Origin of the sequence: Mucilaginibacter corticis (assembly GCF_007558865.1) — a bacterium.
Taxonomy (GTDB): domain Bacteria; phylum Bacteroidota; class Bacteroidia; order Sphingobacteriales; family Sphingobacteriaceae; genus Mucilaginibacter; species Mucilaginibacter corticis.
The window spans coordinates 453,603-474,902 of sequence record NZ_VLPK01000002.1 but is presented as its reverse complement, the minus strand read 5'-3'; the positions used below and the strand labels follow the sequence as shown (position 1 = coordinate 474,902).

Annotated in this window: 21 protein-coding genes; 11 read left to right on the top strand and 10 right to left on the bottom strand. The window is 41.4% G+C overall.

Going from position 1 to position 21,300, the window contains the following annotated elements; all coding sequences use genetic code 11:
• Positions 1-56: 56 nt before the first annotated feature.
• The 3 genes from FO440_RS12725 (at position 57) to FO440_RS12715 (ending at position 1,637) form a co-directional block, all read left to right on the top strand.
• On the top strand, positions 57-605 hold the full coding sequence (locus tag FO440_RS12725; protein WP_144248646.1) for an NADPH-dependent FMN reductase: 549 nt from the start codon (positions 57-59) through the stop codon (positions 603-605).
• A gap of 4 nt (positions 606-609) precedes the next feature.
• The gene (locus FO440_RS12720; protein WP_144248645.1) at positions 610-1,020 is read left to right on the top strand and encodes a VOC family protein; all 411 of its coding nucleotides are present in this window, start codon (positions 610-612) and stop codon (positions 1,018-1,020) included.
• A 122-nt stretch (positions 1,021-1,142) separates the two neighbouring features.
• A complete protein-coding gene (locus FO440_RS12715; protein ID WP_144248644.1) occupies positions 1,143-1,637 on the top strand; it encodes a hypothetical protein in 495 nt (164 codons plus the stop codon).
• A 234-nt stretch (positions 1,638-1,871) separates the two neighbouring features.
• Here FO440_RS12715 and FO440_RS12710 read toward each other — a convergent pair whose 3' ends face one another.
• Together FO440_RS12710 and FO440_RS12705 are read right to left on the bottom strand one after the other, a co-directional pair.
• Positions 1,872-2,486 carry a hypothetical protein gene (locus FO440_RS12710; RefSeq protein ID WP_144248643.1) on the bottom strand — a complete coding sequence of 205 codons (615 nt, stop codon included), beginning with the start codon at positions 2,484-2,486 and terminating at the stop codon, positions 1,872-1,874.
• 100 nt (positions 2,487-2,586) lie between these two features.
• Positions 2,587-3,573, bottom strand: coding sequence for a chitinase (locus FO440_RS12705; protein ID WP_144248642.1), 987 nt, complete (start codon positions 3,571-3,573; stop codon positions 2,587-2,589).
• Between the two features lie 111 nt (positions 3,574-3,684).
• Between FO440_RS12705 and FO440_RS12700 the strand changes: the two genes are divergently transcribed.
• The 3 genes from FO440_RS12700 (at position 3,685) to FO440_RS12690 (ending at position 4,812) form a co-directional block, all read left to right on the top strand.
• The gene (locus FO440_RS12700; RefSeq protein WP_144248641.1) at positions 3,685-4,242 is read left to right on the top strand and encodes a cob(I)yrinic acid a,c-diamide adenosyltransferase; all 558 of its coding nucleotides are present in this window, start codon (positions 3,685-3,687) and stop codon (positions 4,240-4,242) included.
• A gap of 86 nt (positions 4,243-4,328) precedes the next feature.
• Positions 4,329-4,550 (top strand): DUF2795 domain-containing protein, encoded by a 222-nt coding sequence (locus tag FO440_RS12695; RefSeq protein ID WP_002996718.1) that lies wholly within the window; start codon positions 4,329-4,331, stop codon positions 4,548-4,550.
• A gap of 115 nt (positions 4,551-4,665) precedes the next feature.
• Entirely contained in the window at positions 4,666-4,812 is a 147-nt protein-coding gene (locus tag FO440_RS12690; protein ID WP_144248640.1) for a lmo0937 family membrane protein, read from the top strand.
• Positions 4,813-4,978: 166 nt separating this feature from the next.
• Here FO440_RS12690 and dprA read toward each other — a convergent pair whose 3' ends face one another.
• Both dprA and FO440_RS12680 read right to left on the bottom strand, forming a co-directional pair.
• Positions 4,979-6,076 carry a DNA-processing protein DprA gene (dprA, locus tag FO440_RS12685; RefSeq protein WP_144248639.1) on the bottom strand — a complete coding sequence of 366 codons (1,098 nt, stop codon included), beginning with the start codon at positions 6,074-6,076 and terminating at the stop codon, positions 4,979-4,981.
• Positions 6,077-6,141: 65 nt separating this feature from the next.
• A complete protein-coding gene (locus tag FO440_RS12680; RefSeq protein ID WP_144248638.1) occupies positions 6,142-6,651 on the bottom strand; it encodes a hypothetical protein in 510 nt (169 codons plus the stop codon).
• Between the two features lie 162 nt (positions 6,652-6,813).
• Here FO440_RS12680 and FO440_RS12675 point away from each other — a divergent pair, with 162 nt between their 5' ends.
• The 4 genes from FO440_RS12675 (at position 6,814) to FO440_RS12660 (ending at position 11,447) form a co-directional block, all read left to right on the top strand.
• Positions 6,814-7,188 carry a BlaI/MecI/CopY family transcriptional regulator gene (locus FO440_RS12675; protein WP_144248637.1) on the top strand — a complete coding sequence of 125 codons (375 nt, stop codon included), beginning with the start codon at positions 6,814-6,816 and terminating at the stop codon, positions 7,186-7,188.
• Position 7,189: 1 nt separating this feature from the next.
• On the top strand, positions 7,190-8,530 hold the full coding sequence (locus FO440_RS24985; protein ID WP_144248636.1) for a M56 family metallopeptidase: 1,341 nt from the start codon (positions 7,190-7,192) through the stop codon (positions 8,528-8,530).
• An 80-nt stretch (positions 8,531-8,610) separates the two neighbouring features.
• On the top strand, positions 8,611-11,007 hold the full coding sequence (locus tag FO440_RS12665) for a M56 family metallopeptidase (protein ID WP_144248635.1): 2,397 nt from the start codon (positions 8,611-8,613) through the stop codon (positions 11,005-11,007).
• Positions 11,008-11,114: 107 nt separating this feature from the next.
• The gene (locus tag FO440_RS12660; RefSeq protein WP_144248634.1) at positions 11,115-11,447 is read left to right on the top strand and encodes a hypothetical protein; all 333 of its coding nucleotides are present in this window, start codon (positions 11,115-11,117) and stop codon (positions 11,445-11,447) included.
• 9 nt (positions 11,448-11,456) lie between these two features.
• Here FO440_RS12660 and FO440_RS12655 read toward each other — a convergent pair whose 3' ends face one another.
• Positions 11,457-12,977, bottom strand: a complete 1,521-nt coding sequence (locus tag FO440_RS12655; RefSeq protein ID WP_144248633.1) for an ArnT family glycosyltransferase — start codon at positions 12,975-12,977, stop codon at positions 11,457-11,459.
• A gap of 192 nt (positions 12,978-13,169) precedes the next feature.
• Between FO440_RS12655 and FO440_RS12650 the strand changes: the two genes are divergently transcribed.
• Positions 13,170-13,946: a hypothetical protein gene (locus FO440_RS12650; protein WP_144248632.1), complete on the top strand. Its 777-nt coding sequence runs from the start codon at positions 13,170-13,172 to the stop codon at positions 13,944-13,946.
• Between the two features lie 3 nt (positions 13,947-13,949).
• On the opposite strand, the gene rsmG is transcribed toward FO440_RS12650, so the two are convergent.
• From rsmG to FO440_RS12625, 5 genes are all read right to left on the bottom strand, one after another.
• On the bottom strand, positions 13,950-14,576 hold the full coding sequence (gene rsmG, locus FO440_RS12645) for a 16S rRNA (guanine(527)-N(7))-methyltransferase RsmG (protein ID WP_144248631.1): 627 nt from the start codon (positions 14,574-14,576) through the stop codon (positions 13,950-13,952).
• Positions 14,566-15,171 carry an RNA polymerase sigma factor gene (locus FO440_RS12640; RefSeq protein ID WP_144248630.1) on the bottom strand — a complete coding sequence of 202 codons (606 nt, stop codon included), beginning with the start codon at positions 15,169-15,171 and terminating at the stop codon, positions 14,566-14,568. Before FO440_RS12640 ends, rsmG begins: the two co-directional genes overlap by 11 nt.
• Positions 15,162-16,283, bottom strand: coding sequence for a glycosyltransferase (locus FO440_RS12635; RefSeq protein WP_246104215.1), 1,122 nt, complete (start codon positions 16,281-16,283; stop codon positions 15,162-15,164). Before FO440_RS12635 ends, FO440_RS12640 begins: the two co-directional genes overlap by 10 nt.
• A gap of 152 nt (positions 16,284-16,435) precedes the next feature.
• Positions 16,436-18,814 (bottom strand): ABC transporter permease, encoded by a 2,379-nt coding sequence (locus FO440_RS12630; RefSeq protein ID WP_144248629.1) that lies wholly within the window; start codon positions 18,812-18,814, stop codon positions 16,436-16,438.
• Between the two features lie 37 nt (positions 18,815-18,851).
• Entirely contained in the window at positions 18,852-21,248 is a 2,397-nt protein-coding gene (locus FO440_RS12625; protein WP_144248628.1) for an ABC transporter permease, read from the bottom strand.
• Positions 21,249-21,300 lie beyond the last annotated feature (52 nt).

The following is a 21,300-nucleotide window of genomic DNA, read 5'->3' as shown; positions in this document are numbered from 1 at the left end:
ATTTTCGCAAACCTTACTTATAATATCCTGTTTAAAATGTATAAGATCTATACATTATGGCTATTACAATAGCGGCATTTTCAGGTAGTTTAAGAAAAGATTCGTTTACCACTAAACTGATAAAGGCATTTAAAGAACTCGCGCCGGAAGATGTAACGGTTGATATAATTGATATTAGCCAGTTACCTTTAATTAATCAGGACCTTGAAATCAATTTACCACAGGCGGTTAAACAATTACACAATAGCATTGAACAAGCCGATGCCGTTTTATTGGCAACGCCCGAATATAACCGTTCTTATTCGCCCGTGTTAAAAAACGCGCTCGACTGGGGCTCACGTCCCGAAGGGCAAAGCAAGTGGAAAAGCAAGCCGGTTGCTGTTTTAGGTTGTACGCCTTACCAGTTAGGAGCATTCGGCGCTGTGCATCATTTGCGGCAAGTGCTAACCTACCTGGATATGCCCGCCATGCAACAACCTGAGTTTTATTTAGGGAAAGCTTCTGATAAGTTTAACGGCGAGGGTAAACTAACCGATCAAGAAACTAAGGATCTCATTATACAATTTTGGGATGCCTATATTATTTGGATCAATAAAATAAACTAAGGCCATGCTACAGAAATTAAGCGCTGATGCAAACGCCCTTACCTGGTTTGAAATACCGGTTGAGGATATGCGAAGAGCAAGAAAATTTTATGAAACCATTTTAGACATTACAATGGAAACCATGGGTAAGGACACACCCGAAGAACAAACAGTTTTCTTCCCGCGTAAACCTGATACCATTATGGCTTTGTCAGGTATATTATCCGGCGCATTGGTAAAATCAGCGCGGATCAAACCGGGGCAGGACGGTCCGCTTATTTATTTGAACGCAAGCCCGTCAATACAAACGGTAATAGACAAAATAGAACCAGCCGGCGGCAAGGTCATCGCACCAAAAAGTAAAATACCGGCCGGACTTATTGCAGTGTTTTTAGATACGGAAGGCAATAAGGTAGCATTGCACGCAGCGAAATGAAAAATAGATTTTTAATTAGTCTTAATCGTCTCCGCAGAGTTTCTCGTAGAGACTCATTCTCTAAATTAGTTTTTTAAATTGTTAAAAACTTATGAATATTTAATTTATTAAAACAGGCAGCTATGTCAGGAATGAAATTTTTAGTTGTATTTTTTTTCTTTACGCCGATCACATCACTTGCACAGCATATTAAGTTTGATACTGTTAAATCGGAGTATAAGTATGACACGACTTATATATCATCATTTAGTAAAAAGGCTCTATTCTTAAAAATAAAGGACTTCACGTATGCTCACTTTCAAAGTTCATATGATTTCACAACCGGGGAGGTGTCATTTAGTAGGCTAACTGAAGTAAATTCCGGTCTAGGAGAAGCAGGCAAAATAGGCACAACTTGGCAACTAACTTACGATTGTCATATTGCTGTGAAAGATAAAATGTACAAAGTAGTTGTTGAAAAAGTGCGGATAGGAAAGTTTTTATATAATAAGGAATTATTCAAATCTCTTTCCGATAGTTCTAATGGTTTAGCTGATGCTGTTAAGGCTGTAGACGGAAATATTAAAGGATTGCTGTCAGATATAAACAAAATAGCAACAGATATTGAAAAAAAATAGTAATATTTAAATATGCTGATTCTTGAAAAACAGCATTCACATTTATGTAATTTCTAATTTCCGTTTCCGCAGGGTCTCTCTTTGAGGACCTTGCGATGCACTTAGCTCAAATGATTATTATTGTCAGCGATTTGTTCTAAACACCGTATTTACATCTTGCGTAAACTTATCTTTTTTAATGTCCTACGTAGAGATTGCTTCGTTCCTCGCAATGACGCGTTGTTTACGCTGTAACTAACACGCCCCTGCCAAACGCTCCACAAACTCGGCGATATGGATCGATTTTTCGGGCACAATCGGGTCATAATTGCCGATGATGAGGGTATGGTCAATGATCTCGATCATAAAATCGTTGTCGCGGATATCCATTACCGCGTTGCGGAAATCGCGGTTCATACATGAGCTTGCTTTTACATGGTCGTTCACCACTACATAAAAGGTATTGCTGAACGGTTTGTCTTCGTCAAAATCCAGCTCATGCGGGTGGATCAGTTCCATGATCTTGTCGGTGAGCGTTTCACGGCGAATTACCACTCCCCCAAAATTATTTTTCAGGTAGGTTAAGCCCCAAATCTGGAACTCCTGGTGATGGTTGATATACTTATCGCCCACTTTAAAATGCACCTCAACAAACAGGATGTACGAATCGCCGCAATCCTTTTTTATCACAAATGATCCGCGCACGTTAACATCCAAACAATTTCTAAAAGCCCTGAATTGCGGCAGGTCAAAATCAATATGGCCCGTAGGGTGTATGTTAAATTCTTCTTTTAAAGCCTGGTAGGTTGCGTTAAACCGGTCAATGGTATCCGCGTTAAGCCCGGTAGTATCAAAAAGGTAGTTTTCCATGGATGGTTTCGGTATTTTTTAAAGGTAGACAACATGCTCAAAATGACCAAATAAATTCGAAATTGATCCCGATAGCTATCGGGACCGAAATTCGATATCCTTAATAATGTTTCATCTTAGCACAAGAGCATACGCAATTGGCATCACTTATACCCAGTTTGGTTAAAAAGTGCTGGTAAAAGCCTATCCTGTCAACCATGCCTACATTGTTTTCGCCCAGGTTACATTCAAGCGCGCCGTTAATAATGTTTATTACCATGCCAAATCCGGGTGCGCGGCCTGCCGCTTTATCGGCGGCGTTTGGTTTCCACTTACCTATCATCACGTCATGTGCCGATGGCTTGTGGGTTTGCGGTGTCATCCAGAAATAAATGGCAGCTTTAAAAGCGACAACCGGATCGGTGGTAACCAGGTCCGGATTATTCAGTAATATTTTATGGTCGCCAAAAATACAGTCAGACGCGTAGCCGTAATTGCCATTATAGCTTAACTGCATGGGGCCGCGGCCATAATACTTTTTACCCTTAACCGGCGGGTACTCGTCGCTGTCGCCAAAATAATCTAATGATGTATTGTCCTCATGTTTCAGCATCAGGCCGTCGGTGTAGCTGCCGTTCATGCCATGGCGGGTTTCGTGGGCCACGTTGGCGAAGAAGGCCGCCAATTCTTTTTTGTTGGTCAGCGGGTCGCTTTCGGCACAAAAGGCGCCATAGTCAATGGTGTAGGTGCTGTCGGGTTTTACTTTGGCCCAAGCCTCGTTCCAGTCCACATCCTGCCTTATGGTAGTGGCTTTGCCGGTAGTTTTGTCTGTACGGATAAACTGGTAAACAGATACCGCGCGGCGGGTAATTTTAACCTTGACCATACCCAACTCTTTTATGGCCTTGATAAACGCGGGATAAGTGTAAAAAGGATCGCGCTGCGGGAAAAGATCATTAAACTGTTTCTCGGTTATTAAATTGAACGCGACGGGCGGTGCCGGTTTATCTGCCGCAGGCACGGCTTTATTGCCGCATTTAAAACTTAACAATAATAATGTTGAAGCCAGCAGAAAAATAGTTTTAGTTGATAATATGATATGTTTCACAGCGTATGTATAGTATAGTTAATGATGGACCGTAAAGATAAAGGCAAGTTTAATTAACCCATAAATAATAACTATGTTTAAATCAATATTTATATAATTGCCTCGCACTTTATGAAGATATATACCAAAACAGGCGATAAAGGTTTTACTTCTTTAATTGGCGGCACGCGCGTGCCCAAACATCACTTGCGTATTGACAGCTACGGTACGGTTGATGAACTGAACAGTTATATAGGTTTGATACGCGACCAGGATCTTGCCCCGCATGATAAAGATCTTTTAAAAGAGATCCAGGACAGGCTGTTCACTATTGGTTCTTCATTGGCGGCCGATCCCGAAAAATCTAAAATGGTGATCCCGGATTTTGACCTAACCGATATTGAACTGCTGGAACAGGAAATGGATACCATCAATGAAACATTGCCACCGCTAAAGCATTTTATTTTACCGGGCGGTAGCAACACCATATCTTACTGCCATATAGCCCGTTGTGTATGCCGCCGGGCAGAGCGTTTGGTTGTACACTTAGCCGAAGAAAGTGTTGTAGATGATAAGGTAATTATTTATCTTAACAGATTAAGCGATTACCTATTCACACTGGGGCGTAAAGTTGCAAATGATCATAAAATCCCTGAGAATCAGTGGATACCGAGGCTTAAAAAAAATTAAAAAAATATATTGATTATCAATATAAAAATATTATACTTTTGCGGAAATCTAAACACTATAAGTTAACTAAAATATAAAGTAAAAATATGTATTGGACACTTGAATTAGCATCTCACCTGGAGGATGCACCATGGCCGGCAACTAAGGACGAATTAATTGATTACGCTATCCGTTCAGGAGCACCTGTCGAGGTGATAGAGAACCTGCAAGCGTTAGAGGATGATGGTGAGCCGTATGAAAATATTGAAGAAATATGGCCTGATTACCCTACAAAAGATGACTTCTTTTTTAACGAAGACGAGTATTAATAATACTTAAGATCTATAAAAAAGCCTTGTATATGCAAGGCTTTTTGCTTTTATGGCTTTTTGGAATGGTTTTGGTTATTATAATAATATTATTCACAACTAAAACATACACATCATGAGAGGCTTGTTATACATTATCGCTGTTATTCTTGTTATAGGCTGGGCATTCGGGTTCTTCTATTACTCTGCCGGCGGCATCATCCACGTATTATTGGTAATAGCAATTATAGCTTTATTATTGGGGCTGATAAGAAGAGCGTGATAGACTGAAGAATCAAGATGCAAGAGCCAAGAATCAAGATATTCCCTGTTAAAGATCTCGGCTATCTCCTTATTCTGTTAACCAAAAGACCTTAAAATAATCAAGAGTTAAGAAAACATGGCCAATATGTCTTGTTTCTTGACTCTTGATTCTTAACTCTAAAAAATCAGCTAACCCTATACATCTTACCAGGTAATGACCTGATAAACCCCTGCATTTCCATATTAAGCAGGTTCATGGCCAGCTGGCTCATGGGCATGTTTGTTTTTATGGTGAGGTCATCAATAGCAAGCGGGGCGCTGTGTTGTTGTATAATGTCAAAAATTGTCCGTTCCTCGGCCGACAGGTCAAGCGGTAATAAAAACTGTTCTACGGGTTTAGTATGATCGGGTTTTTCCCATCCAAGGCTATAAGCCAGATCAGCGGCGCAGGTTAGCAAAGCTGCCTTATTATTACGGATCAAGAAGTTGCACCCTTCAGAATATACATCGCCTACCCTGCCGGGGAAAGCAAAAACATCGCGGTTATAAGAATTAGCTATTTCGGCAGTGATCAAAGCACCGCCTTTTACGCTGGCTTCTATAACTATAGTAGCGTCGGCCATGCCGGCAACAATGCGGTTACGCTCGGGGAAGTTTTCCCTGCCGGGGATGGTGTTTGATGGATATTCTGTCAATAACCCGCCATGGTTCAGCATCTTATCTGCCGTAGTGCGGTTTGCCGCCGGGTATACACGGTCGAGCCCATGTCCCAGTACCCCTACCGTAGCTACTTTATGTTTAAGGCTTTCTTTATGCGCGATAACGTCTATGCCGTGTGCCAGGCCGCTCATTACCAATACATCGTATGGCTGTAATTCGGCAATCAGGTCTTCGCAAAGCTGGCGGCCGTAGTCGGTGGCGTTACGGGTGCCAACAATACTTATAATCTTACGGTTGTTCAGATCGGCATTACCTTTATAATATAATAGTATGGGCGAGTCGAAACAATTTTTTAAGCGTTTGGGGTAACTGGCATCTGTATAAAACAGCACCTTTATATCGTTTTTCTCTACAAACTTCAATTCATCCGCAGCTTTTTGCAGGGCCTCATCAAAATTCATTTCGCGAATGGTTTTCTCGCCCACACCGGGAATGCTCAATAATTTATTTGGCGAGGCGTTAAACACGGCTTCGGCACTGCCCAAATGGCTAACCAATACCTTACCCATACTATGACCAATATTTTTTAAGAATGTAAGGGCTATCTGATGAAGTTGTGACATAAAGTTTGTGTGCCACTAAGGTATAAATATTACTATAAATTTTAGCAATTTGTTTTTTATTAGACCTATTCACCTAACAAGATGGATTTTACTTGATAAGTTTCCTGCCCTCTTTCAAGAAGTATATTTAATGAATCGAACGCAAAAAAATCTCTTAAAAAATTCAAACTACTCGCGTTTACAGATCCGTTTCCATTTTGTGCGAGGTTATGAACAATATTTATATTACCTACAAGTTCAAGTTCACTATAAAATGTCCTCAAATCTTTTTTCCAAATCAAAAACCCATAAGATCCAATATAATATGGTTTGACTTCAGGATGAATCTTCCACATATTATCTAACTCGAGTTTAGAATAATCAAAAGACTTATTATTTCCCACCCCATAAAATTTGCTATTGATTATGTCTACCAATGATGGTTTATTTTCATCGCTATAAGTTGTTGCTGCAAATTCATAGTAATGAGGGTTGTGATCTTTATAGATACCAGTGCAAATAATTGCTTTATATTTCTTGTCTATTCCTTTAAAACTCAAAATATCACCAATAACTAAAGATTGTCTTTTACTCATCAAGTAAATTTATCATAAGATACGTCAGTTTGCAAATGATGCGGGCGGTATAAAAAATCAAGCTCCATTATTCTCAATTTCAACTATTTAAAAAAACTACAAAAATAGTTTGCAAACTATAAAAATAGTTCTACCTTTATCTAACTATAAAAATAGTTTGCTATGAAAATTAAAGAATTAACCAAAGCCGAAGAACAGATCATGCAGATACTATGGCAATTAGGCGAAGCCATTGTAAAAGACATCATCGAAAAAATGAACGAGCCGAAACCTGCTTATAACACCGTATCAACCGTGGTGCGGGTGTTAGAGGGCAAAGGATTTATTGATCACAAAGCCTATGGCAACTCGCATGTGTATTTCCCGCTGATCACCGAGGCGCAGTACCGCAAATTCACGTTCGATAAGATGATGAGTAATTATTTCAGTAATTCGTACGAGAGCCTGGTATCCTTTATCGCCAACGAGAAAAAACTGGGCATAAAAGAGCTTGACGAGCTGACCAAGCTAATTGAAGACCTTAAATCAAAAAAATAACATGAACTGGTTGTATTACCTGGCAGAGGCCAACATTTACCTGGGGGTATTTTACCTGGCCTACTGTTTATTGTTAAAAAAAGAAACACATTACACCTTTAATCGGGTGTACCTGCTGTTTGTATGCGCAATAGCCTTTGTTTTACCATTAATACAACTTGACTTTTTAAAGCCGACGGTTTATATAAATGCAGGCGCCCCGATTGATATACCTGTAGCAGAAAAACGACTTTCATGGCAAAGTGGATTGTTGTACAGCTACTTAACCGGTGTTATAATTTTTACTATGCAGTTTATGGTAAAGCTGTACCAGTTACAAAAACTGGCCCGCTTAAAACCCGCTTATAGTAGTAAAGATTATACGCTGATCTGTTTAGAAGGATCAACCACTGCGTTTTCTTTCTTTCGGTACCTTTTTATAGGGACAGACGCCGCCGAGCCTGAAATGATAAAAAGGCATGAGCTGGTACATATCCGACAAAAACATTCGGCGGATGTGATGGCATTGGAGTTGCTAAAGATCATTAACTGGTTTAACCCCACCGTGTATTTTTTACAAAACAGCCTGCGGTCTGTCCATGAATATATTGCCGACGATCAAACAGCCTTAGCCGCAGCCGACACTACAGCCTATTCCAGCTTTTTGGTAAACAACGCTTATGGCATAAGCGGCCCATCGTTTACACATTCATTTTTCAATTATAACCTGTTAAAAAAGAGAATTATCATGTTGCATCAAAAACGTTCGGGTAATTTAGCAAGGCTAAAATACCTTATTGCATTGCCGCTTTGCGCAGGCCTGCTTTGCGAGTCGACACTTGGCTTTAGCAAAAGCTATGGTTTTATTAATATTGGCCATGCCGCTACTGTATTGGTTACAGACACTGTACCAAAGAAACTTCCGCCACCGCCACCCCCCGCGCCACCTGCTAAACCAAAAAAAGGCGCAAAAGGTCTTGTACCACCTACCCCGCCCCTGACGCAGATAAAACCCGATGGAAAAAGCCGACCTAACCTGCCGCCGCCACCACCGCCGCCGTTAGAAAAAGGTAAGGGAAAATATCCCCCACCGGTAATTACTAAAGATGATCAGGCGAAAAAACAGGATGTTAAATTCCCGCCGCCGATTGTCACTAAAGACAAACTGACAAAAAAAACGAAGGACGTTAAATTTCCAAAGCCGGTGGTTACTAAAGACAAGCCGGCAAAAAAAGAACCGATTGCCGACATAAGGATTGACGATTCTGCACCTGCGCCAGCTAAAAAAGCTGAGCAAAGTGCCGATATACGTATTGAAGATGCGGTTGTACCAGCTCCGGCCAAAAAATCAGCAGATAATTAAATAAGAATCTGCAAGCTTATATCTAAACCTAAAAACCACCAAAACCTTATCACAGCCATAAACCTAAAAAACATACCATCATGAACCTATTGTATTACCTTGCAGAAGCCAACATTTACCTGGGGGTATTTTACCTGGCCTACTGTTTATTGCTCAATAAAGAAACTTATTACCAGCTTAACAGGGCTTACCTGCTTTTTAGCTGCACGGCGGCATTTGTGTTGCCGATTTTACAGGTAGGTGCTTTAAAGCCTGTAGAAACTGCCGTTGACACAACCTTAAACTACACTTTGCCGGCTTATACAGAACAATTACCGGTTACCAATTATGTAAATGTTGCGCCGGTAATGGTCGAGCATCATTTAGCTGCACAGGATTACCTGGTATATGTTTACCTGTTGGGCGCGGTAGTTTTATTTGCTATGCTGATGATTAAACTTTTTGGCTTAGCCCGGCTGATGCGCAACGCCCAAACCAGCGATGCGCTTAAATACAAAGTGGTTTACCTGCCTGAAACCGGCGTTGCTTTTTCATTCTTTAATTACCTGTTTATAGGTGATAATGCTTCGGCGGCCAATACCATTATCAGGCATGAGTTGGTACATATCCGCCAAAAACATTCGGTTGATATTATTTTTCTTGAGGTATTAAAGGTGATCAACTGGTTTAACCCCTTTGTGTACTTGCTGCAAAACAGCCTGAAAACCGTACACGAATACATAGCCGACGAGCAGACAGCCGCTTTTGAGGATGACGCCCTTACCTACTCTACATTTTTGGTAAATAATGCCTATGGTACAGACGGGCCTTCATTTACCCATTCTTTTTTTAATTACAACCTGTTAAAAAAGCGCATCATTATGCTTAACCGCGAACGGTCAGGCCGGGCTGCACGGTTAAAATACTTAGTGATCTTGCCTTTGTTTGCCAGCCTGCTATGTGTTTCTACCTTAGCTTTTAGCAAAACCTATGGTTGGGTTGATCTTGACCCTGCAAAACCTGTAAAACACGAAAGCAGCAGAATTATACCTACACCCCAAGATTTTGGAAAAGTTAAAGCTCCATCAGTATCGGGTGCTAAGCCAAAACTAATTATTCTGGACGGCAAAGTAATTCATCCCGGACCAGACGAAACAGTGTCAGCTGACTCTGTGACCGATGTTCCGGAAAACACGGCCTGGGCAATAAAGAAATGGGGCGCTCAGGCTAAAAATGGCGTAAGAATATTTTCGGGGCATGGCGCTGTTATTAAAAAATCAGAATCGCCGTTAACCCCCAGAAACCAGTTTGGCGGCCGTATGTGTGGCAGCTCGCATAATGCTCAGCTACCCATAACTCAAATGCTTACAACAGATCCCGGATTATTATTTATTGTAGATGGTAAAAAATATGCTATTGATAAAAGCCAGCTGAACGACAAAACCCTTATCTCGCTTACCTGCGACTCTATGACGGTATACGATAAGGGTAACGCGTATGCAAAGTCTAAGTGGGGAAATGATGTTGGCCAGGTTGTAGTATTAAAAGGGCATGCATCAGCAAAGTTGTTCAATTGGCCTGATGCTAAAAGTCAAACATCTGCAGGCTCGCAACCAATTACCCAACCTGCAACAGCTAATGATGTATCACAAGAATTCTATACCTACCTGCTACGCTCAATTAAATACAGCGCAAATGATCTCGAAAAAAACATATCAGGCAGGACTATTACGCTTTTTGCTGTCGATAATGATCACAATTTGTTGTATGCACAGGTAGTACGAAGCCCATCAGATGCAATGAGTAATGAAATTATTAGATCACTTAAAGCCAGCCCTGATTTATCATCCATAAAACCGGGTATACAATACGTTTTATCAGTGTCTTTTACATTGGGGTTGGTTGACCCTGCACCTGGCGAAGAACTGGCACCCGGACCAATAACTCATGGCCAGGTAATAACTTACAATCCTTCTGGCATGGATATTCCTAAAAATCCGCCAGGAACGCTTGTACTTAATGAATGCGTGATACGGGGTTATATAAAAACACCTATACGGGTTGTTGATACGGTAGCAAAACCGGACTGGGGAAAGTTTTATCAATATTTTGGTGCACATGTTCTATATCCGTCTGCGGATAGGAAAGAGCATATTGCCGGCCGCGTTATTACCATTTTTGCCCTGGACGCCGATCATAATTTGCAATATGCAAAGGTTGTGCGCACTCCGTCAGACGCGATGGCCAACGAAGTAATCAGAGTATTAAAAAAATGTACCGAACTATCTATTTTAAAGCCAGGTATACAATATACATTACCCATAAGTTATACGCTTGACAATGGCAACATTGGAGACCCGGTGACTGTAACACAGGACCCCAAAACTCATGATCCCAACTCAGGAATTTATAATCCAAATTCTATTGATATTCAGAATTTAGGCGGCGGTTTAGGGCTTAATGAAGTTGTAATACGCGGCTACACTAAACAAAACTAACGTATACCTGATAACAGCTAAAGCCGGGCAAATTTGCCCGGCTTTTTTGTAAACTAAAGTCGCTTTTTAAATGTTATATTTATACTATCATTTAAAACTGAATGGTTATGCGGTCACATAAAAAGAAATCCTTAAAAAAATCTACAGCAAGAGTTTTGCTGGCCGGTGTACTAAGTTTTGGTTCGACTGCTTTTGCGCAAACGCCGCCGCAGTCGCCGCCACCTCCGCCCCCATCACCGTCAGAAGTATTTAATAAGATCAACCCGTTTAAAAAGAAAAAAGCCAAGGGGAAAGATACGGTAGTCAAAAAAGATACCGCTGCCGCGGTAAGGCCCGGCGGACCCCAAAACCCGCCGCCACCGCCGCCAAATCCGTTAAATCTTTTTAAGAAAAAGAAAACACCACCACCGGCTACGCCACCCGCGACACCAACCAAATAAAACAACTATTTACAAACCGCTTTTTTTAAGCCGGTATACATCATAATTAAACATACAGCGGTCAAACCGGTAATATTTAGCGGTCAGGCTGTCGACCAAATTACGCAGATCAGTACCCACATATTCTTTGTATTGCGGGAACAAGGGCACCAATATTAATTCGGGGTGCCGCTTATTCAAATCGTTAAAAATGGTTTGTTTGGCTACGGGCGTTTGGGTGACGTTAAAATAAATACTTGGCGAGATCCGCTCTGAATAAGCCTGTACCTGCGAGCCAAAACCTGCAACGTACACCTTATCATTAGGTTTGGTAGTTGCTTTTACCCATAGGCCAAGTTGCCTGCTTGCACTTTCATCCGGGGGTACAAAAGGTTCGTGGCAAAAGTTTTCGGCAAATTGAAACTCGCCGGTAAACAGGCGCTTCACATTTACAAACGGCTCAATAAGTCGCGGCGAAAAACAGATCCAAACAATAAACATCACTTTTTTAAAAGACACCTGCCAGGTATCGATCACATACCCCACCGCAATTGCACCGATAAGCGCCATAGCGGGTAATAGTTCTTTCATGTCTACCCGGGCATAGTTGCCAATAACGTTTAAACCAATAAAAACCGATGTCAGCCAAATTAGCAGCCAGTCAAACTTTCGCTGCATGAACAGGTACGCCAGTACAAGCGGGTAAAACAAGATGATCTCTGAATAAAAGAAAAGATTATAAAACTGAACGGCCCTCCATAAAAAATCATGGTCAGTGGTACTGCCGCTGCCAAAATTATCGGCTATGGCATAAAAGTATACAGCCTGCGGATCAATTCCGGCTAAAATCCCGATCAAAATCAAGGCAAAGAAAGCAATTACCAAGCCTGCGCTAAACGCTATCGCGCTGGTTTTGCCTTTACGTACAGCCATAATAAATAACGGGACTATTGCGAAAAATGCCGATAAACGAAACATCAACGCGACCGACAATAATACGCCGCAAAAAAACATCCGTACTATGGTTTTAGCACTTAAAGACAGGTAGAACGAAATGATAACGAAAGTCAGTTCATAGGTTTCTGTAAAAGAAACATACCTGCCGTCGGCACCATGCCACAGTACTGATAAGCCATAAAATGACATGGCCAGTAAGCCTGCACGTTTGCCTGCCAGTTGGCCGGCTATCCTGTAAAGAAAAAAAATACCGGCAGACTGCACCAATGTTCCGAATACCCGCGGGAACCAATAATTGACACCAAAAAGCAGATCAGAAATACCGAATATGGTATAAAACAATGGCGATTTATTGTCGGCACCGCCGGTATAAGGCACCATGCCGTTGCGAAACCAGTTGCGGCCGATATAATGCCACATCGCCTCGTCCTGCGACAGAGCGAACCCGTTAGTGAACAAGGTGATAAATAACTGCAGCACGATCAACGCGATAAACAGGTACCAAAAAATCCGGTCAGGATATTTTTCGTTATAGACGGATTGCCCTGTGTTGGCATATCCCGCTGTATCAGGAAAAAATTGTTTTATCGGCATCGGCTTAAACAAACACCCAGCTGTGTTTAATATCCGAAAATACTGATAGTAAACATTTTACTAAAAAACATTTACACCAACGCCAAGAATTACTTGATGAAAACTGATAAAGGTAACCGGCTTGAATATATTGATTAAGTTTTGATACGATCGATCTTAATAGTATTTTTATACAACCAATATAACCTTACCATGAAAACAGCTATCATTCTTACTGCATTCACTTTACTATTTGCCGCAAATGTCATAGGGCAAAAACTGCCCAATAAACAAGAGGTTAGTTTTCGTGCGCCGGCAAAACTAAAAATTGATGGTATAGCTACCGAGTGGGGCAATAAACTACAGGCCTACAATAAAAGCACCCAGATTTTTTATGCTATAAGCAATGATGATAAAAACCTTTACCTGATTGTACAGGCTAAATATGAAGAGATCATCAACAAAATTATCCGTGGCGGCATTACTCTTATTATTAACCATTCGATAAATAAAAAAGACCCGCAACCTGTTACAGTAACCTACCCTGTTTTACGGGGAAGTGATATGAGCCGCATAGCTAACGGAATTGTTGGAAGATTCTATAAACAACCCGACACCAGTTATAAACCTGTTACTATTACTGAACTCAATAATAGATTAGATGCCGGATCCAAAACAATTATAACAACGGGCATTAAAAATCTTGATAGCGATACGCTATCGGTTTATAACACAGATGGTATAAAAGCAGCAGCACAGTTTGACAATAATACGCTATATAATTATGAGTTGGCTATCCCTATTAAATACCTGGATCTGCCAAATAACGGCGTCGACCCGTTTAGTTATCAGCTAAAGGTTAATGGCTTACCCGAACAGGTCTATACACATAATGATTCCAGCTCTTCATCCGCGGCGCCGCCGCCATATGATGCTACTACAGCCTTAGCCACAACCGATTTTTGGGCTCAATATACCCTGGCAAAGTGAGGTTTATCCCTTCACATAGATCACCTGCTTGGTTTCGAAAAACTCTTCGGCGAAATAATCTTTAAGGTAAAATTGCTGCACCTTAAGGCCCGATTCTTTGATCTCTTCGGCAAGGTCGCCGCCTTTAAGGTAAAGGATGCCGCTGGGTAAGGTATTGTTTGATGTGCGGGTAAACTTGCCTTTTATCCAGGGGTAAAACTCGCCCAGGCGGGTTACCGCGCGCGATATGATGAAGTCAAATTTTTCGTTAACCTGTTCGGCACGCAGGTGTGATGCACGTACATTTTTAAGGCCCAACGCTTTGGCTACTTCCTGCACCACTTTAATTTTTTTGCCGATCGAGTCAACCAGGTAAAACTTTGTATCAGGAAACAATATGGCTAAAGGTATTCCCGGGAAACCGCCGCCCGTGCCTACATCAAGCACACTTTCGCCAGGTAAAAAAGGCATTATTTTAGCGATGCCTAATGAATGCAGCACATGCCGCTCAAAAAGCTGGTCGATATCCTTGCGCGATATTACATTGATCTGGTTGTTCCAGAACTCATATAATGCCGGCAACTGTTCAAATTGCTGTTGTTGTATAGGTGTAAGGCCGGGAAAATAGGTAAAAAGCTGATCAGATGTCATCTCTGTTGTAGCGATTTAGAATATTACCAAGCAAATACCTGGCTCTGAATAATTGGGCTTTTACCGTGCCTAAAGGAAGATCAAGTTGCTGGGCAATCTCTTCATATGATAACTCATCAAAATATCGCAGCGTGATCAGGTTACGGTAACGTACCGGAAGGTCCTGTATCAATAATTTAAGTCCTTCGGTTTGTTGCTTTTTTATAGACGATTCTTCCGGGTTTAAAACATCAGCCTTAATTTGCAGCTGTTTTTCTTCGCCATCGTCATCCGTCATGCCGTGTATCGAGGTGGTATTTAACTTTTTCTTACGGATAAAATCGATACAGTTATTGGTAGCCACCCTGAATAACCAGGTGCTAAAGGCATACTCGGGCTGGTATTTGTCCAGTTTTTCAAAGGCCTTGGCAAAGGTTTCAACAGTAAGGTCGTTAGCGTCCTCTTTGTTGTTTACCATCTTAAGCACCATGAAATAAATAGAATCTTTATAACGATGCATCAGATCGGCATAAGCCTTCTGGCTTCCTTCCCTAGCTTTTACTACCAGGTGAAAATCGTTCTTAGCATTCTCGGTAAAATTGGAATTTATTTCCATTGAGTAGTTTTTACAAAGGTGCCGATGAGGCCAAAAATGTTTATATAAAGGTAGTAAACAAAATCATAAAAAGGCAAGTACCAGATCTGCGAAGTGGCATTTAGTTTCTTAAATGTTTTTCTGTATACCAATATCTGTGCTAACCACCTGAATATGAACAAACCTAATGCCATTAATGGCTCAAAATAATAGGCTAAACACCAAATAAATAAAATATAAAAAAGAAACCCGCTTATGGCGTCAAAACTCAACATGCGGCGGTGCCTGTTACGGTATAACTTACCCACGCCCATGTGCCGTTTTTTTTGCCGGTATAGCGATGCAAAGTTAGGTTTTGCATCCGTAAACACAAATGTATCAGGGTGTATCTCTATCACTGTGTTGTTTGACGTAGCATTTTGATTAACAAACAGGTCATCATCACCGGACATAACGTGCATATGCGCCGCAAACCCCTTATTTGAAAAAAACAGCGTTTTGGTGTAAGCCAAATTACGGCCGATACCCATATACGGATCGCGGTTTAAAGCGGCCGATAAATAATTTATGGCGGTTTTTAAAGTTTCAAACCTTACCAAAGCGTTTATAAAGCCGCCTTTTTTATAACAAGGCGAATAGCCCAGTACCAGTTGTACATTGCCGCTAAAGCGGGCAGCCATGCGGGTTATCCAGTTCCCGGTAGCTGGTTTACAGTCGGCGTCGGTAAATAAAAGGTGTTCGTTCTTAGCGGCCTTGATCCCCAGGGTAAGCGCGAATTTTTTACCGGTTTTAAAACGCACATGCTCTGTAATGGTAACTACTTTAAGGTGCGGGTAGGTTCTTTTCAGATCATCCAAAACTACGTCCGAGTTATCCGACGAGCAATCATTTACCACTACAACCTCAAAGTCTGGGTAGTTTTGTTCTAATATCGATGGCAGGTTTTCGGCTAAATTTTGGGCCTCGTTACGGGCGCTGATAATTACGGATATCGGTGTATTAACCTCGGGCAACTCGTCCTCAACCACATAAGCCGACAATGATTTATGACCGCTGATGAGGTAATATAACTGGATAATAAACACCAGTAAAAAAAGAACGAATAATGCAAGCCGAATGTATGTTTCCAACACCTATATTAAATAAGGCGCAAATTTGCTAAAAAAATAGAGAATAGAGATCAGTTAATTAGAGATTAGTTGTGTTGTGAGTGCTGAATGGTTAATTGTGTGTTGTGGGTTACCGCAACAAAACGCTCACTACTCACAATTAATCATTCACCAAACTACTCTGCTCTTAAATTTTTAACCGGGTTGGCCAATGCTGCTTTTATTGCCTGGTAGCTTACTGTTATCAATGCTATTATTATTGATAATGTACCGGCCAATGCAAACACCCACCAGTTAATGCTTACCCGATAGCTATAATCCAACAACCATTTACTCATACCCCAATAAGCTATAGGCGCGGCTATTATAAATGATATGATGACAAGGGCGATCAACTCTTTAGATAATAATGTAGTGATGCGCGCTACAGATGCACCCAACACCTTGCGCACACCTATTTCTTTTATCCGGTTTTCGGCCATATAAGCGGCTAAACCGAATAAACCAAGGCATGAAATAAAGATGGCTAATCCCGCAAACAGGGCGGCCATAGTGCCCAGGCGCTGTTCATCTTCAAACTTTTTGGCATATTCTTCGTCCACAAACTTAAAATCGAAAGGATATTGCGGATTGTATTTTTTGAAGATAGTCTCTGCCCTTTTCAGGTTATCGGCAGTTGAATTTTTGCCGTTAAATTTCATCTGGACGATGTTAAAAGTGAGGAAGCTACTCTTGGCGCCACATATCAGCAAAGGCTGGATAGGCTCGTACGGGCTGGTTAAGATAAAGTCTTTTATCACCCCAACAATGTGCCAGTCAACACCCAGGTCGCTCACTTTTTTGCCTATAGGGTCTTTAAATTTCAGGACTCTTAACGCCGATTCATTAACAATTAAGCCGCTTGAATCGGTAGGGTATTGCTTCAGATCAAAATCGCGCCCCTTTACAAATTGTAGTCCGACAGTCTTGCCCAGGCCTTCATCGGCCAGGTAACGGGCAAAAGATGTACGGTCATTCGGGTCCTTGCCTTCCCACATTTGCCCTCCGCCATCGCTCCAGCGCTCGGTGATCGGCGAATTGGTCTTGGTAACCGATGTGGCTACCCCCTGCGATAATAACTCATTTTTTATCAGGTCATAATTCTTAGGGATATCGCCGGTCATGAAATGATACACCACATGGTCGCGGTTATAGCCGGTTTCCCTGTTGCGCGCGTAATCAATTTGCTGCTTGATAACTATGGTACAGATGATCAACACAATGGCAAAAGTAAACTGCACCACCACCAACGCTTTACGCGGAGTTACCAACGCGTTTATCTTTTTAAAAGTGCCCTTTAGTACCTTAACCGGTTGAAAAGACGACAGGAAAAATGCCGGGTAGCTGCCTGCCAAAACCCCTGTAAATAGTATAAACCCAAAGAAGGTCAGCCAGGTATAAATGCTGCCAAAATTTATATACAATTCGTTTTCTGTAAACCTGTTATAAGCCGGCAGGCTCACCAGCACGATGATAACCGCAATAATACCTGCCAGCAAAGCCATAAAAACAGATTCGCCAATAAACTGGCCTATCAATGATGCTTTCCTTGCCCCGACTACCTTGCGGATCCCCACTTCTTTGGCGCGTTTTTCGCTGCGGGCTGTACTTAAATTCATGAAATTTATACAGGCTATCAGCAATATAAATAGGGCAATTATGCCGAATAAATTAACAGTTTTACTGCGACCGTTGCCGTCTTCTACCCCATTGGTAAAACTCGAATACAGCCGCCAGCGTTCCATTGGGTACAGAAAATACTCCCAGTGCAGTTGTTTCGCATCGCTGTTGTAATGTTCTCTTAAGGGCCTTAATTTAGCCGACGCTGATGCAAAGCCTGTATTCTTTTTGAGCATTACAAAAGTGGGCTCACTGTTGTCGTTCCATCCCAGATCCTGTGCTTTTTCAACCTTTATGTATGACCATGGTACTAAATAGTCATAGTAAAAACGGGTATTATATGGCATGTCTTTCAGCACGCCGGTAACCAACATATTATCCTTATTGTCAACCTTTACGGTTTTACCCATAGGGTCTTCATCGCCAAATAAAGACTGAGCCATTTTTTGCGTAAGCACTATCGAATGCGCATCATTCAATGCTGTTTTGGGGTCGCCTTTCAACATCGGGTAGGTAAACATTTGCAGGAAACCGGTATCCACCAATCCGCCGGATAAGGTCAATTTCTTTTCGCCAACCGAAAAAAGTAAACCACTTATACGCTTTGCCCTAACTGCACGCTCAATCTCCGATACCTCTTTTTCGGCAGCACGGGCAAGTGGTGCCGACACATGGTTTGAAGTGCCGGTTTCACCATTGTAAGTAGCACGGCTCCATACCTGGTAAATGCGATCTTTATTTACATGGAAACCATCAAAGCTCAGTTCATTCTGGATCCACAATATAATTAATATAGCGGCAGCCATACCTATAGCCAAACCCGTGACATTAATTACCGAAAAGCCTTTACTGCGCCAAAGATTGCGATAAGCTATTTTGAAAAAATTTTTGATCATAAAATGTCGATTACTGATTTAAAGATACAAACTGTATTTATTCTCCTGATTTTAAACTATCTACCGGGTTGGCCAACGCTGCTTTAACAGACTGAAAGCTTATGGTAACAAATGCTATCAATACAGCTACCACCCCGGCAAGTGCTATTACCCACCATTGGATATTAATACGATAAGCAAAATCCTGCAGCCATTTATTCATGGCATACCATGCCAGTGGCGATGCTATAAGGATGGCAATAAACACCAGCTTAATAAACTCTGTCGATAACAGCGCTACTATCCCTGATATGCTTGCACCCAACACCTTACGGATGCCTATTTCTTTGTTGCGTTGCTCGGCAGCATAAGCGGCAAGGCCAAACAAGCCCAGGCAGGCAATAAATATAGCCAGCGTGCTGAACGCGATAAACAATTCGCCAATGCGTTCTTCAGAACGATAAGTAGCATCAAAATCCTGATCCATAAATGAATAGGCAAACTCCTGGTTGGGCGAAAATCCTTTCCATTTATCTTTCATTGTAGCTATAAATGAGCCTATATCGGCAACTTTTACGCGTGCGCTTACCGCGCCACGGCTTTCGTTATAGATCAGCGCGACGGGTTTGATCTCATCTCTTAACGAGCTGAAGTTAAAATCTTTCATAACACCTATAATATGAAAGGTTTGTAAACCAATACTGTTACGATAAATAGGTTTATTAAGTGGGTCTTTAAAACCAAAGCGCTTAACAAAGGCTTCGTTCACAATCAGCCCCGAACTGTCTGTCGCCATTGCTCTTGAAAAATTCCGGCCGGCTATCAGTTTGATGCCCATTGTATTTAAGTAATCTTCATCAACGGGCCAAAATTCAGACAAAACATCCTGCTTGATATCAAGCGGTAACTGCGGAAACATACCGGTTATGTTACGCTCCTCACCGGTAGGCAGGTATGACGACATGGTAGCGTCAACCACGCCCGGCATTTGTTTTATTTCCTGCTTAAAAGTGGCGGCCTGGTTGCCCAGCACATTTACGTTTTTAATTACCATTACCTGGCTGCGGTCAAACCCCAGGCTTTTATTGTGGATATAATTTAGCTGGTTATAAATAACTATAGTACCTATGATCAGGAAGATGGAAATAGAAAACTGGAATACCACCAAAAAGCTGCGCAGATACCCACCCTTAAAACCTGCGACCAGTTTGCCCTTCAATACCTCTATCGGTTTAAAGGAAGAAAGAAAGAATGCTGGATAAAAACCGGCAAGTAAGCCTATTAATAATGCAATAACCAACGCGGGCAATAGCCACGCAAATGTGTTAAACCCAAGCGAAAGATGTTTTGCCGCCACTTCATTAAACAACGGGATAGCCATAAACGCCAATACAATAGCTATAACAAACGCTATTAATGTAAGCAGCATTGATTCGGTTAAGAACTGCGCTATCAGGTATTTACGAGCCGAGCCCAATACTTTGCGTACCCCCACCTCTTTAGCACGGCCGGACGACCTGGCGGTGGACAAATTCATAAAGTTTACACAGGCTATCAACAGGATAAATACAGCTATCAGCGAAAATATGTAAACGTACCTGATGTTTCCACTGTCTGAAAGTTCATCCTGGCTATGCGAGTGCAGGTGAATATCCAGCAAAGGTGTCAATTCATAATTCAGATAATTACCGCCCTGAACCATAGACGGCGGGTAATTTTTCACAGCAATAGAACGCATATTTGCCTCAAGTTTGTGAATATCCGCGCCCGGTTTAAGTACTACATAATTATGTATTCCGCTATATCCCCAGCCACCTGCCTGGTACTCAGGTATAGAGTTGTATGACAAGATAAAATCGTAATTAAAGTGCGATTGTGAAGGAATATCTTTAATAACACCCGTAACCTTATAATAACTGGTATCATTTATAGTCAGGGTTTTACCTACCGCTTTTACATTATTAAAGTATTTTTTTGCCATGCTTTCTGTTATCACCGCGCTATGCGGTGCAGATAGCGCGGTTGCCGGTGAGCCATCTATCATTGGTAATGTAAATACATCGAACAAGCTCGACTCGGCAAAGGCGACATTTTTTTCCTGGATATTGGTATTGCCTTTTTTGATATTAAACTTTTGCGAAGTTTTAAACAGGTTACTTTTAGGGATTATCCTGGTGGTTTTCTCTATTTCAGGATAGTCTTTTATAGCGTTTAATATCGGTTTTTCAGACCCTGCGTACGATGCTTCATTGCCATTCAGCTTCGCGTTTTCGGTGATACGGTAAATGTTGGCGGCATTTTTATTGTATTTATCGTAGCTTAATTCGTCTGCAACATATAATACTATTAATAAACAGGTGGCTAACCCTACCGAAAGGCCCAGCACATTTATAGCTGTAAAACCTTTGCTTTTCTTTAAACTGCGGTAAGCTGTTTTGATATAGTTCCTGATCATGATTTTTTAATATTTATATATAAAGTGATTTTGAGTAAGCTCGCCAATAATT

What these genes read in the sequence shown, in the direction of transcription:
- FO440_RS12725 (WP_144248646.1), top strand. Translation starts at nt 57, where the DNA reads ATGGCTATTACAATAGCGGCATTTTCAGGTAGTTTAAGAAAAGATTCG.
- FO440_RS12720 (WP_144248645.1), top strand. Translation starts at nt 610, where the DNA reads ATGCTACAGAAATTAAGCGCTGATGCAAACGCCCTTACCTGGTTTGAA.
- FO440_RS12715 (WP_144248644.1), top strand. Translation starts at nt 1,143, where the DNA reads ATGTCAGGAATGAAATTTTTAGTTGTATTTTTTTTCTTTACGCCGATC.
- FO440_RS12710 (WP_144248643.1), bottom strand. Translation starts at nt 2,486, where the DNA reads ATGGAAAACTACCTTTTTGATACTACCGGGCTTAACGCGGATACCATT.
- FO440_RS12700 (WP_144248641.1), top strand. Translation starts at nt 3,685, where the DNA reads ATGAAGATATATACCAAAACAGGCGATAAAGGTTTTACTTCTTTAATT.
- FO440_RS12695 (WP_002996718.1), top strand. Translation starts at nt 4,329, where the DNA reads ATGTATTGGACACTTGAATTAGCATCTCACCTGGAGGATGCACCATGG.
- FO440_RS12690 (WP_144248640.1), top strand. Translation starts at nt 4,666, where the DNA reads ATGAGAGGCTTGTTATACATTATCGCTGTTATTCTTGTTATAGGCTGG.
- dprA (WP_144248639.1), bottom strand. Translation starts at nt 6,076, where the DNA reads ATGTCACAACTTCATCAGATAGCCCTTACATTCTTAAAAAATATTGGT.
- FO440_RS12680 (WP_144248638.1), bottom strand. Translation starts at nt 6,651, where the DNA reads ATGAGTAAAAGACAATCTTTAGTTATTGGTGATATTTTGAGTTTTAAA.
- FO440_RS12675 (WP_144248637.1), top strand. Translation starts at nt 6,814, where the DNA reads ATGAAAATTAAAGAATTAACCAAAGCCGAAGAACAGATCATGCAGATA.
- FO440_RS24985 (WP_144248636.1), top strand. Translation starts at nt 7,190, where the DNA reads ATGAACTGGTTGTATTACCTGGCAGAGGCCAACATTTACCTGGGGGTA.
- FO440_RS12665 (WP_144248635.1), top strand. Translation starts at nt 8,611, where the DNA reads ATGAACCTATTGTATTACCTTGCAGAAGCCAACATTTACCTGGGGGTA.
- FO440_RS12660 (WP_144248634.1), top strand. Translation starts at nt 11,115, where the DNA reads ATGCGGTCACATAAAAAGAAATCCTTAAAAAAATCTACAGCAAGAGTT.
- FO440_RS12655 (WP_144248633.1), bottom strand. Translation starts at nt 12,977, where the DNA reads ATGCCGATAAAACAATTTTTTCCTGATACAGCGGGATATGCCAACACA.
- FO440_RS12650 (WP_144248632.1), top strand. Translation starts at nt 13,170, where the DNA reads ATGAAAACAGCTATCATTCTTACTGCATTCACTTTACTATTTGCCGCA.
- rsmG (WP_144248631.1), bottom strand. Translation starts at nt 14,576, where the DNA reads ATGACATCTGATCAGCTTTTTACCTATTTTCCCGGCCTTACACCTATA.
- FO440_RS12640 (WP_144248630.1), bottom strand. Translation starts at nt 15,171, where the DNA reads ATGGAAATAAATTCCAATTTTACCGAGAATGCTAAGAACGATTTTCAC.
- FO440_RS12630 (WP_144248629.1), bottom strand. Translation starts at nt 18,814, where the DNA reads ATGATCAAAAATTTTTTCAAAATAGCTTATCGCAATCTTTGGCGCAGT.
- FO440_RS12625 (WP_144248628.1), bottom strand. Translation starts at nt 21,248, where the DNA reads ATGATCAGGAACTATATCAAAACAGCTTACCGCAGTTTAAAGAAAAGC.